Genomic DNA, 12,498 nt, shown 5'->3' with positions numbered 1-12,498 from the left:
GTTTTGGAGTTTGTCGGGAGGTGGCGAGCAGGCCCTACAGAAACACGCTGTGAATACATCCTTGTACGCTCGGCTCCGCCATCCATGGCTCCGCACGGTTTCTGTAGGGCCTGCTCGCCACCTCCCTTCGTTACTTCACGGCTGTTATCAAACACCCAGCGATTCGATATCGCCTGCCAGCATTGCGAGCTGGTGCGCTATGGAACCGCGAAGTTTTTCGGCCGGCACCAGGTAAGACGGTGCGGCACAGGTCAGAGCCATGATAGTGCCATCCTGCAGATGGATGGGCACGCCGGCGGAGTTGATGTTGCGGTCCCACTCGCCGATGGACAGGCAGAAGCCGTGTTCCTTGTAATCCTTCATGGCCTGATCCAGGCCTGCCTTTTTCTCTGGCCAGTCGTCACCGTATTTAGCGGCCATGGCGTCGTCGATTACCAGGCGGGCCTTGTCGCTGATGGCGCAGTAGTAGGCGCGGCCGGCAGAGGTGGTGGCCATGGGCAGTTTCAGGCCGATGTCCATGCGCAACAGGGACGCCTCCGGTGGCAGGCGGTTTTCCACGTAAATCATGTGCAGCCGGTCCCGGCAGGTAAGGCCAACCGACATGTTGGTCTGGCGGGCGAATTCGTCCATGTAGGGCTTGGCCAGTTGGCGAACCTTGAGGTTGGACACGTAGGCATAACCCAGTGCAAGCACCCCGGAACTCAACTGATACTTTTCCAGTTGGGTGTTGTAGCTGAGGTATCCCAGCTTGGTGAGGGTATAGGTCATCCGCGACACGGTCGGCTTGGGCAATCCGGTGATACGGGCAATGTCCTGGTTTCCCAGGATGACAGGACCCTGGCTGAAGGCCCGGAGCACGTCCAGGCCGCGGGACAGGGCCTCGACAAACTTGCGGTCTTTTTCCGGCTTCACGGGCTCACCGTCAGTGGATGCCACTTTCAGTTCGGGTGAGATCTGCTTCTTTCCTGCCATAATGGGACGTCCTCCAACCGCGTCGCCCGCTCCGGTAACCGGTGTATTAATATGGTGAATAACAAAGGATTCATGATTTTAATCGCTGCAGAAATCAAGTACCAGAAAGTCTTTTCAAAATCCGCACCAAATATGAAACACTTATCAATTATGTTTCAAAATCAGAATCGCATGGCGGTATCGAATACCGACTTTCAACGTTTTCGCGGATACCTTATTCTGCATTGCAAAACAAATTAGCAGCCAATGAACCCCGTGGCGACCCCCGGAGGCAAAATGAAAATTCTATTTGTGGCAGGCGACCCCAAACCAGAACGCTGGACGGTACCGATCCTGGAGCAATTACCGGACGCCGAGGTTTATGTCTGGAACCCAAACGGCCCAGCCATCGATGCGGATTACGCCATTGTCTGGCAACCGCCCGAGGCGCTGTTCGAACGGGAAAAGCATCTCAAGGCGGTATTCAATCTCGGGGCGGGCATTGATGGCCTGCTCAAAGTGCCCAACCTGCCGGCCGACCTTCCGGTGGTGCGCCTGGAGGATGCCGGCATGTCGGCGCAGATGGCAGAGTACGTGCTGCACCAGTTGCTGGAGGCAAGCCGCGAGATGGAAACCTATCGGGAGCAGCAACGCCAGGGTATCTGGAAGATCCATCGCCCGATCAAACGCAGCGAATGGCCGGTGGGTGTCATGGGACTTGGCCACATTGGTAAGCGTGTGGCCCGCACTCTGTCCAATCTGGATTATCGGGTGAGCGGCTGGGCCCGCGGGGACCATAGCCTGGAAGGAGTCAATACCTACGCCGGTCCGGATCAGCTCGGCGACTTTCTGAAAACCACCCGGGTTCTGGTCAACACCCTGCCGCTGACTGATGAGACCCGGAACATCATCGACTATGAATTACTTAGCCAGCTCCAGCCGGGCGCCGTACTGATCAACGTTGGCCGGGGTGAACACCTGGTTGAGGAAGATCTGCTTCGGACGCTGGACGAGGGCAAACTGTTGCGCGCCTCGCTCGACGTGTTCCGGAAGGAACCGTTACCGGAGGAGCACCCATTCTGGCAACGAAAAGAAATCACCATCACCCCACATATCTCGGCCCGGACCCTGAGGGACGCCACCATTGAGCAGATCACCCGCAAGATTCGGGATCACGCCGAGGGCCGCGCCATTTCCGGCATTGTAGATACTGACCGGGGTTACTGAGCTCTGGCACCAGAACACAACGGCACCGGCCACGCCCGCTCGTCAGGCAAGGCCGGGTGCCAGCCATGCCACCAGCGCTGTCAGCACCAGCAGCACCGGGAGCGCAATCAGCACGAACAGTCCGTTCCAGCGGAACGCCACCACCCATCGTGAGATCTGCCCGAAGCGGGCCAGCAACATCACCGAGGGGCCAAAAGGCGACAGCATCATGGCGAGGGAGAAGCCGATAACCAGTGCCACGGCGACCGGCAAAAGCTCCATCCCTTCGGCCACCAACTGGGGCAGCAAACCAGCCTGAACACTCAGGACCGTGATGGGAATGATCCCGATCATGGAGAACATGGGCATCATCAGCATACCAACAACGGCGACCAGGAACACGCCGCCACCAGTGGCGACAAGGCCGGCAAGCGCATCCGCTGGAATGACAGCAGACAGGGCCACTCCCAGGATGGCAGAGGCGGCAAAAATGGCCATTTCGTTCTGCATGGCCCATACCTGGCCCACACCCTCCTTCAAAACCGGCATGAGCGCCCGCTCCTGCCAGAGCATGTAAAGCAGCGTAACGGTGGGCACCGACAACATAGCCGCCACCGACACCTTGAAACCGGTCGTCGCCACCAGGCCCGCCATCACCGTGAATACCACCAGGATCAGCGCAAGCAGGCGCCCGGTGCCCGGCAACCAGCCTTCAACGGCGATGCGCTCACTGCTGACCTTGCGGAAGCGCCGCTGTTCCAGCACCCAGCCAATCAGCACCATCAGAAGCGCCGCAACCAGACCGAATGGCAGCAGCTGTGACCAGCTGAGTTGCGGCAGTTCGCGGGTAAGAATCGCCACCGCCACACTGGTGGGCGCCACCAGCGGCACCAGGGCAAAGCCCCTGAGGGCACTGATCAGAACGCTCCGTAACCACTGCAGGCGCGACTCGCCGCTGATACCGCGCTCACGCAGTGTTTCAGAGAGGCTTCCGCACAACAGGTTCATCATGCCAAAGCTCAGAACCGTGGCTACGCCACAACTGACCAGGGCGTACTTGGGATAAAGCAGTATGGGCTTTCCACCCAGCAGCACATCGTGAATCCGGCGCAGTACCTCGAACCGGCGCACAAGGCACTGCATCAAGCCCAGGCTACCCAGAAACGCGGAATAGAAGGCCGCGTCAGACGCCGCTTTCAGCAGTTGCCCGGCGTCGAGAGATCCGCGCCAGGCGAAGCCGCCAAGCACCAGCAGGGCGATTACCAGCAGTATCCGGGCGTACCCCTGCAGGCGACCGGCCCCAGCCAGAAAGGCAGATACAAACATACCCCCCGCTACAGCACTGAGCTCGCGGCTCTCCAGGCAAATGGCCACCAGCTCGACAACCACCGCCATGGACACCAACCACTGGAGCATGCCACTCAACACGGGGGCACCTGGTCAGGCTTGAACACCGCTTGCATTTCCATAACACCCGGATTAGTCTTTCGTAAGCAAATTACAAAACTGTGTTTCGCTTAATGAAACACCGTTGACACAAAGATAGCACAGATTGGCCCCTCGCCCCTAGCGCTGGGCTTTAACTATTCGCTTTCAGGAGAGTAAACAATGGCTTCCGCACCCTGGAATGACCTGCTGGGTTTCGACGCCCAACTGGACGAAACCGAGCGCCAGGTCCAAGACAGCATCCGCAGCTTCTGTGACGAGCAACTGATGCCCGGAATCACCGAGGCCAATCGACATGAACAGTTCGATCGCTCTATCTTCAACCAGATGGGCGAACTCGGCATGCTGGGCGCGACCCTGCCGGAAGAATACGGTGGGCCGGGGCTAAACCATGTCTGCTACGGCCTGATTGCCCGGGAAGTGGAAAGGGTTGACTCGGCCTACCGCTCCGCCCTGAGCGTTCAGTCTTCTCTGGTGATGTACCCGATCTATTCCTACGGCAAGGAAGCGATGAAAAAACGCATCCTGCCCAAACTGGCCTCCGGCGAATACGTCGGCTGCTTTGGCCTGACTGAACCTGATCACGGTTCCGATCCAGGCGGCATGGAAACCCGGGCCAAGAAAGTGGACGGAGGCTACCTGCTGAGTGGCTCCAAAACCTGGATCACCAACTCCCCGATTGCCGATGTTTGCGTAGTCTGGGCCAAACTGGACGGCAAGGTGAACGGTTTTGTGATCGAGCGCGAAGGCGCCAAAGGCCTTGACACCCCAAAGATTGAGGGCAAATTTTCCCTGCGCGCATCGGAAACCGGCTCCATCTTTATGGACGAGGTGTTCGTTCCGGAAGAGAACCACCTTGAAGTGGAGGGACTGAAAGGACCGTTCAGCTGCCTTAACAAGGCCCGTTTTGGCATCAGCTGGGGCTCGCTGGGCGCCGCTGAGTTCTGCTGGCACGCGGCCCGCATCTACACCCTGGAGCGCAAGCAGTTTGGCAAGCCCCTGGCCGCCAACCAGCTGATCCAGAAAAAACTGGTGGATATGCAGACCGAGATCACCATCGGCCTTCAGTCGGTTCTGCAACTGGGCCGCATGATGGATGCCGGCACGGCAACGCCGGATGCAATTTCGCTGCTCAAGCGCAACAACTGCGGCAAAGCCCTGGACATCGCCCGGGTTGCCAGGGACATGCACGGCGGCAACGGCATTTCCGACGAGTACCACGTGATCCGCCACGTGATGAACCTCGAAGCCGTAAATACCTATGAAGGTACGCACGATGTCCACGCCCTGATTCTGGGGCGGGGCCAGACCGGTATTCCGGCTTTCAGCTGATCTCGCCCGGTTACCCCCCAAACGAAAACGGCCCCTCAAGATGAGGGGCCGTTCTGCATCACGCTCTGGCGAACCTATTCGATCTCGACCAGAACTTCTCCGGGCACCACACGATCGCCCTTGGCAATAAACACGCCGGAAACCTTTCCGGCCGTGGTCGCCTTTACTTCGGTTTCCATCTTCATGGCCTCGATGATCAGCACCGGATCGCCGGCCTGAACCTCGTCACCTTCCTTCACCAGCACATCCACGATGTTGCCGGGCATGCTTGTGGTTACATGACCTTCCTTGGTGGCGGTGGCCCGGCCACCACTGGACCGCGCGCCCTCCCCGTCTTCTCCCAGCGAAGCCAGGTGGATTTCCTCTGGCACCCCATCGACGGTCATGTAGAAACGACGCTCATTCTCACCGGAGGGATTGGCGCCGGTGACGTGAATATCGTAGCTCTCACCATGAACCGTGATCTTGAATTTGCTGGAGACCGAGCCGCCCGACGAACCGGTGGGAATCGGCTCCAGAGGCTCCGGCTGCAGAGTGCCGTCACGCCGCTGCTCAAGATACGCTTTGGCCTGATCCGGGAACATGGCGTAAGTAAGCACATCCTCTTCGCTGGTGGCCAGATCGCCCACCTGTTTGCGCAGCTCGTCCAGCTCCCGGGGGATCAGGTTAGCCGGGCGCTCTTCAATAAGATCTTCCTTGCCGACGGCGCGCTGCTGGAGTGCCGTGTCGACCGCGGCAGGCGCCTTGCCGTACCAGCCCTGGAGGTACTTCTTCACCTCGTTCGTGATGGACTCGTAGCGCTTGCCGGCAAGCACGTTGATCACCGCCTGGGTACCCACAATCTGGGAGGTGGGTGTTACCAGCGGCGGGTAACCAAGATCCTTTCGAACCCGCGGAATTTCCTCGAATACGTCCTGGATGCGATCCAGCGCGCCCTGCTCCTTCAACTGGTTGGCGAGATTGGACATCATGCCACCGGGCACCTGGGACAGGAGCACCGAGGTATCAACACCGTTATAGGCACTCTCGAACTGGTGATACTTCTTGCGCACTTCCCGGAAATGGCGCGTGGCCTTGTCCAGCAGCTCCAGGTTCAGCCCGGTCTCCAGACCGGCATCGTGCAGCGCCGCCACCAGTGATTCCGTGGGCGGATGACTGGTGCCGCCGGCAAAGGCCGACAGCGCGGTATCAATATGGTCAACGCCTGCTTCCATGGCCGCCCACTGACACATGGGCGCCATGCCCGAGGTGGCGTGGGAGTGCAGGAAAACGGGCAGATTGAGGGTCTGCTTCAGCTTACCGACCAGCTCAGCGGTTACCGCCGGCGTCAGCAGCCCTGCCATGTCCTTGATCGCGATGCTGTCCGCGCCCATGTCAGCCATGGCCCTGGCCTGCTCCAGATAGGCATCAGTGCCATGTACCGGACTCACGGTGTAGCAGATGGTGCCCTGTGCATGCTTGCCAGCCTTCTTGACCGCCTTGATGCTGGTTTCGAGATTGCGCACATCGTTCAGGGCATCAAAAATGCGGAACACATCCATGCCATTTTCGGCAGCCTTGGCCACGAATGCCTCAACCACGTCATCGCCATAATGGCGATAGCCCAGCAGGTTCTGGCCGCGCAGCAACATCTGCAGGCGGGTATTGGGCAGGGCCTTTCTCAGGGTCCGCAGGCGCTCCCAGGGATCTTCCTTCAGGAAACGCACACAGGCGTCAAACGTGGCACCCCCCCAGCACTCCAGGGACCAGTAGCCGGCCTGGTCCAGCCACTCGCAGGCCGGAAGCATGTCTTCCGTGCGCATCCGGGTGGCGATCAGAGATTGGTGGGCGTCCCTGAGAATAACGTCGGTAATATGAATCTTGCGCTTGGTCATTGGGATCTCTCCGATGTTCTTTTACAGGCCCGCCTGCGCCGCAATGGCTGCGGCAATGGCTGTGGCGATGGATTCCGGGCGGGTTTTGCTGCTGTACTCAAGCAATTGGGGGTTACGTTCCACAAAGCCGGTATTGAAGTCAGCGGCCTGGAAATCCGGGTGCTCGAGAATCTGCTTGTAATAGGGGATGGTGGTCTGGACGCCGTAAATGCCCATATCGCCGAGAGCACGGCGGGAGCGGGCAATCAGCTCGTCCCAGTCCATGGCCCAGACAATCAGCTTGGCGCACATGGAGTCGTAATACGGGGGAATCTCGTAACCGGTATACATATTGGCATCGGTGCGCACGCCCGGACCGCCGGCGGAATAGTAGCGGCTGATGCGGCCGAAACTTGGCAGAAAGCCGTTCTTCGGATCTTCGGCGTTGATGCGGAACTGGGCAGCAAAGCCCCGGTAGGAAATGTCTTCCTGCTTGAGGCCCAGTGGTTCGCCGGCAGCGATCCGTATCTGCGCCTTGATGATATCCACCCCGGTGATTTCCTCGGTGATTGTGTGCTCAACCTGAACCCGGGTATTCATTTCCATGAAGTAAAAGCTGCCATCGTGGTCCAGCAGGAACTCGACGGTGCCGGCATTTACGTAACCACACTGCTTCGCCACCCGTTTGGCCAGATCGCCGATGTATTCGCGCTGACTTTCCTCAAGCTGCGGCGACGGCGCCAGCTCAATCAGCTTCTGGTTGCGGCGCTGGATCGAGCAATCCCGCTCGTAGAGGTGGACAACATTGCCATGGGTATCGGCAAGAATCTGGACCTCGATGTGACGGGGCTCGATGATGCACTTCTCAAGGAACACCTCGGCACTGCCAAAGGCTTTGGTGGCCTCGGAGATTACCCGCTCGAAGTTCTGGCGAAGCTCTTTTTCATTATCGCACCGGCGAATGCCTCGCCCACCCCCACCGGAGGTGGCCTTCAGCATCACCGGATAGCCGATATCGGCGGCCTGGGCGACGGCATCCTCGACATCGGCCAGGTTGCCTTCAGAACCCGGCGTTACCGGGACACCCGCGGCAAGGGCCGTCTGGCGGGCCTGGGTTTTGTCGCCCATGGATGAAATAGCATTCGCCGACGGTCCCACGAACGTAATACCTCGCTGCTCACAAATCGCAGCCAGTTCCGCATTCTCCGACAGGAAACCATAGCCGGGATGCAGTGCATCACAGCCGGTTTCCACCGCCATATTCACAATATGGTGGGGGTTCAGGTATCCCGACAGGGGGTCCTTGCTGATCTGATAAGCTTCGTCGGCTTTTTTGACGTGCAGGGAGTACTCGTCAGCCTCCGAATGAATAGCGACCGAGCGGATGCCCAGTTCGCTGCAGGCCCGGGCAATCCTGACCGCAATCTCTCCGCGATTGGCGATCAGCAGCTTCCGAATAGCCATGGAAAATCCTCCAGGTGATGGAAGTCGTTTAAATCGAAAGGTTGGTTCGAAGGGCAGACACGCCCTTCAGTCGGCAAAAGCTCAGATGCCAGGTGGCGCCTGCGGCAGGACCGGAAAGCTGGCGCAATGCACCACACCCGAATAGCCCCTGATGCCCGGAAGGATACCGGCCGGGTGAAGACTGAAATCCCGCATGCGGTTGCCATGGGAAAGCCCTCCCTCCTGACCACCGTCGCTTGTCACATCCGACAATAACGGGCAGAAAGCCGCATCACAGGACAGGGGGGCTGGCGCAGAGTCCGAAGAATGGGTAGGCAATGAAACCAGGCCCAATGCCAGAATTATGAAGAGGCTTAACGCCTGCGTCCGGCATTTTTGTTGGGCGTCCTGCATGGGCGTCCTTTGATGTGACTAAAGTCGTAGAGAGTGTCACGTGATTACGGCATCGGTTCAATACGGTTTTCTGGGCAATAAACATCGTTTTTTTCGATGCTTTCCCGGTTCCACGGGAATCATCGGCGCCCCGGGGAGCGCCGATGACAACTGCCAGACTAGAAACCGCCTTTCACCACGTGAACGATCTCATAGAACTTGGTTGCCCGATGCTCCAGATCGATCGCCAGGTCCAGCCGCTGCAGAAGCTCTTCGGCACAGACCAGTCCCCGGAGATAGGAACGGGAAGGCTGATGCCGGTCGTCATCCAGCACAAGCAGATAGCCTTCATGAACCTCACGGAATGTACTGACCAGGTCGCCCACGGTTGCCGCCCGCAAATCCTGATAATGGATAGCCGGCAGCTCACTTATCGGGCGCATGATATCGCGGACCCGAACGTCCTTGAGGGGCACTCCTTGTCGATGGGCGACACTCATGGCCTTCTCGCCGTTCACATCTTCGATGGCCAGAATGCCCAGACAATCCCCCGCCTGGTTTTCCACCACCTTGAAAGACGTATCGGCAAGTCTCATCCACAACCTCGCCTCCGAAACGGACATATCGGAACTCAAAACGGACAGGCGCTGCTCGGAGAAGTCTGTCAGCAGGTGGACTGCCGAATCCTCGCTTCCTATATGAGACAGGGGTTTGGCGGTGGGTAACGCGCCGGTGCGTCCCAGATCCTGTACTGGCAATGCGTTGAATACACTGTTCATGGTAAACCTCGTGAATCTGAATTCAGGTTGGAGTTCCCTGTGTACACAGGGACAAATCCGTAATGGTCAGAGTTAAACGAGGCTGGGCGGGCCCTGAGGCAGCACCGGGTAGCTAAGCAGCCGGAGCGGTGGCTGAATGAAATCGAGGCTGGCCGAGAAGACAGCCCGGAATCCTCCTCCGGGGAACAGAAGAGGTGAGGTGATCGAGACGGATGCATCCGGCGACGAGGGATCGCCTGTCCCGTCAACTGATATCAGCGTGGGCGTTAAGTGATCGTCTAGCTGTGGATCCAGTGCCGGGTGAGACGAACCGTTGAGAAAAACCACAAACAGACCCGCAACCAACACAGCCAGGAGGCTGAGCTTCAGAGTGCTTCTGTTGATGGAGCAACTCGACATAGTGAGGCTCTGCTATCGTTATTTGAACGGCTCGTCCCTTTCAAACATATAGCCTTTTGAGGGCAATGCAAGCTCCCGACAAGGTTAAAACTGCGCAATGTGCACCGGCGATGGGGGCAGGCTGCCCTGCCGAATGGCCCGATGCCGAGCCAAACCGGATGGATTGACTTTTTTCCGGGGCCAGGTGTTTAAGCACTAAAATTTAACCAATTTCGCCTAGCGGTACAGGCTTTTACATTATTGTTGACAGAAGCCATCACAATCTTCGATCATTGGTACATTCTGCTATGCGGTACGTATTTTCGCTTTTCAGCAAACGAGGTTGCCCATGAACTTGAACTACACTGCTGAGGAACTCGCCTTCCGTGATGAAGTCCGGGCCTTTCTGGATGAGAAACTACCCGCGGATATTGCCGCCAAGGTAAAGGGGTTCCGCCGCCTATCCAAACAGGATCATCAACGCTGGCAAAAGATTCTCAGCGAAAAGGGCTGGTACGCCACCCACTGGCCAGAAGTTTATGGCGGCGTTAACTGGGGTCCTGTCCAGAAACACATTTGGGATGAAGAGTCTGCCCGTTACGGAGCACCGCGCTCGGTGCCCTTCGGTGTCAACATGGTGGCGCCGGTGATTATCAAATTCGGCACCGAAGAGCAGAAACAGCGCTACCTGCCGCGAATCCTTGGCGGTGAGGACTGGTGGTGCCAGGGCTATTCAGAGCCAGGGGCCGGCTCCGACCTGGCGTCCCTGAAAACCCGCGCCGTTCGCGAGGGTGATCATTACATAGTCAATGGTCAGAAAACCTGGACCACCCTGGGCCAACACGCCAACATGATTTTCTGCCTGGTGCGCACCAACACAGAAGTGAAGGCCCAGGAAGGCATTTCATTCCTGCTGATCGACATGAACACTCCGGGCATTACCGTACGTCCGATCATCACCCTGGACGGTGAGCACGAAGTAAACGAGGTGTTTTTCGAAGACGTTAAAGTCCCCGTGGAAAATCTGGTAGGCGAGGAAGACAAGGGTTGGACCTATGCCAAGTACCTGCTGACCTATGAACGCACCGGCCTCGCCGGCATCGGCATTTCCAAGGCGGCACTCCAGCACCTCAAGGAGCTGGCCAGCCGCCGCCTCAAGAATGGTCGACCGCTGATCGAAGATGCCTCGTTCAGCCAGCGTATCGCCCAGGTCGAGATTGACCTGATGGCCGCCGCCATCAGCAACCTGCGCATTATTGCCTCAGTGGAAGGCGGCGGCGTACCGGGCGCAGAAAGCTCGATGCTGAAAGTCCGCGGCACCGAAATCCGCCAGGCGATCAATGACCTGGCGCGTCGGGCCATTGGACCGTACGCCATTCCATTTGTGGAAGAGGAACTGGACCTGGATTACGACGGCGATTTCCTCTCGGACGAGAACGCCGCACCGGTAACTCCCCAGTACTTCAACAACCGCAAGCTGTCGATTTTCGGCGGATCCAACGAGATCCAGAAGAATATCGTGTCGAAAATGATTCTCGGGCTTTAAGGAGGCGACCATGGATTTCCGACTCAACGAAGAGCAGCAGATGCTGCAGGACACCGTGGCCCGCCTGGTGCGCGGTGAATACAGTTTTGAGAAACGCCTGGAATACAGCGAATCGGAGCTGGGCTTCAGCGCCGACTTCTGGAAACAGCTGGGTGAACTGGGCCTGACCGCCGTCCCCTTTCCGGAGGAACTCGGTGGATTTGGCGGTACTGGCGTTGAAGTTCAAAGCGTGATGACCGAACTGGGTCGCGGCCTGTGTATCGAGCCCTACCTGCAGTCCGTGGTTCTCGGTGGCGGGCTGATCAGCCAGGCCGGCAACAGTGAGCAGCACGAACAATGGCTTGGCGGCATCGCCAGCGGCGAGACACAAGCTGCTGTCGGTCTTCAGGAGCCCCAGAGCTTTTACGACCTGAATGACGTGGAAGCCCGTGCCGAGAAGTCCGGGGACGGCTACGTTCTGAACGGTCGCAAGGCCGTGGTCATTGGCGGCCACTGTGCCGATGTATTGGTCGTCTCTGCCCGTACTTCCGGCGACAGCCGCGATGCCGATGGCATCAGCCTGTTCCTGATCAGCGCCGATGCCGAAGGGCTGGACCATCGCACCTACCCCACCATTGATGGTTCCAAGGGCAGCGACCTGTTCCTGAACAACGTCAAGCTGGGCCCCGATGCCCTGCTCGGTGAAGAAGGCAAGGCCGCAGAAGTCATTGAATACCAGGCCGGACGCGCCATTTCCGCTTTATGCGGTGAGGCTGTGGGCGCCATGGAAGTGGCCTGTGACCTGACTCTGGAGTACCTGAAACAGCGTAAGCAATTCGGCGTACCCATCGGCAAATTCCAGGTACTTCAGCATCGAATGGTGGATATGATGTCGGAGCTTGAGCAGGCCCGCTCCATGGCCATCCTGGCAGCCAGCGTTGCCGACGAACCCCAGAGCGACGAGCGCCGCCGGATTCTGGCAGCCGCCAAGAATGTGATTGGTCGCAGTGGCCAGTTCATTTCGGAGCAGGGCGTCCAATCCCACGGCGGCATCGGCATGACCTGGGAATACAACTTTGCCCATTACGCCAAGCGCCTGGTAATGATCAATCATCAGCTCGGTGACGATGACTTCCATCTGGAGCGTTTCGCTGCCCTGCTACAATAATCAGTAGACAACAGTTGTTCGTGG

General features: G+C 58.4%; 9 protein-coding genes. 4 read left to right on the top strand and 5 right to left on the bottom strand.

Going from position 1 to position 12,498, the window contains the following annotated elements:
• Positions 1-147: 147 nt before the first annotated feature.
• A complete protein-coding gene (locus ACP86_RS10455) occupies positions 148-972 on the bottom strand; it encodes an IclR family transcriptional regulator (protein WP_053113655.1) in 825 nt (274 codons plus the stop codon).
• A 276-nt stretch (positions 973-1,248) separates the two neighbouring features.
• Here ACP86_RS10455 and ACP86_RS10445 point away from each other — a divergent pair, with 276 nt between their 5' ends.
• Complete coding sequence (locus tag ACP86_RS10445; RefSeq protein WP_053113652.1) at positions 1,249-2,178, top strand: 2-hydroxyacid dehydrogenase; 930 nt, start codon at positions 1,249-1,251, stop codon at positions 2,176-2,178.
• A 42-nt stretch (positions 2,179-2,220) separates the two neighbouring features.
• Here ACP86_RS10445 and ACP86_RS10440 read toward each other — a convergent pair whose 3' ends face one another.
• Positions 2,221-3,582 (bottom strand): hypothetical protein, encoded by a 1,362-nt coding sequence (locus tag ACP86_RS10440; RefSeq protein WP_053115515.1) that lies wholly within the window; start codon positions 3,580-3,582, stop codon positions 2,221-2,223.
• 183 nt (positions 3,583-3,765) lie between these two features.
• Here ACP86_RS10440 and ACP86_RS10435 point away from each other — a divergent pair, with 183 nt between their 5' ends.
• Positions 3,766-4,935 carry an acyl-CoA dehydrogenase gene (locus tag ACP86_RS10435; protein ID WP_053113650.1) on the top strand — a complete coding sequence of 390 codons (1,170 nt, stop codon included), beginning with the start codon at positions 3,766-3,768 and terminating at the stop codon, positions 4,933-4,935.
• A gap of 74 nt (positions 4,936-5,009) precedes the next feature.
• Here the strand turns inward: ACP86_RS10435 and oadA are convergent, their stop codons facing one another.
• From oadA to ACP86_RS10420, 3 genes are all read right to left on the bottom strand, one after another.
• Complete coding sequence (gene oadA, locus ACP86_RS10430; RefSeq protein ID WP_053113648.1) at positions 5,010-6,809, bottom strand: sodium-extruding oxaloacetate decarboxylase subunit alpha; 1,800 nt, start codon at positions 6,807-6,809, stop codon at positions 5,010-5,012.
• 21 nt (positions 6,810-6,830) lie between these two features.
• Positions 6,831-8,252 carry an acetyl-CoA carboxylase biotin carboxylase subunit gene (locus tag ACP86_RS10425; protein ID WP_053113647.1) on the bottom strand — a complete coding sequence of 474 codons (1,422 nt, stop codon included), beginning with the start codon at positions 8,250-8,252 and terminating at the stop codon, positions 6,831-6,833.
• 551 nt (positions 8,253-8,803) lie between these two features.
• Positions 8,804-9,403 carry a hypothetical protein gene (locus tag ACP86_RS10420; RefSeq protein WP_014579051.1) on the bottom strand — a complete coding sequence of 200 codons (600 nt, stop codon included), beginning with the start codon at positions 9,401-9,403 and terminating at the stop codon, positions 8,804-8,806.
• 727 nt (positions 9,404-10,130) lie between these two features.
• Between ACP86_RS10420 and ACP86_RS10410 the strand changes: the two genes are divergently transcribed.
• Together ACP86_RS10410 and ACP86_RS10405 are read left to right on the top strand one after the other, a co-directional pair.
• On the top strand, positions 10,131-11,327 hold the full coding sequence (locus tag ACP86_RS10410; RefSeq protein WP_053113643.1) for an acyl-CoA dehydrogenase family protein: 1,197 nt from the start codon (positions 10,131-10,133) through the stop codon (positions 11,325-11,327).
• Between the two features lie 10 nt (positions 11,328-11,337).
• Positions 11,338-12,474, top strand: coding sequence for an acyl-CoA dehydrogenase family protein (locus ACP86_RS10405; RefSeq protein ID WP_053113641.1), 1,137 nt, complete (start codon positions 11,338-11,340; stop codon positions 12,472-12,474).
• Positions 12,475-12,498 lie beyond the last annotated feature (24 nt).

The organism is Marinobacter sp. CP1 (assembly GCF_001266795.1).
Lineage (GTDB): Bacteria > Pseudomonadota > Gammaproteobacteria > Pseudomonadales > Oleiphilaceae > Marinobacter > Marinobacter flavimaris.
Note: the sequence above shows the minus strand (reverse complement) of the source record. Positions and strands in the feature narration are given on the sequence as shown.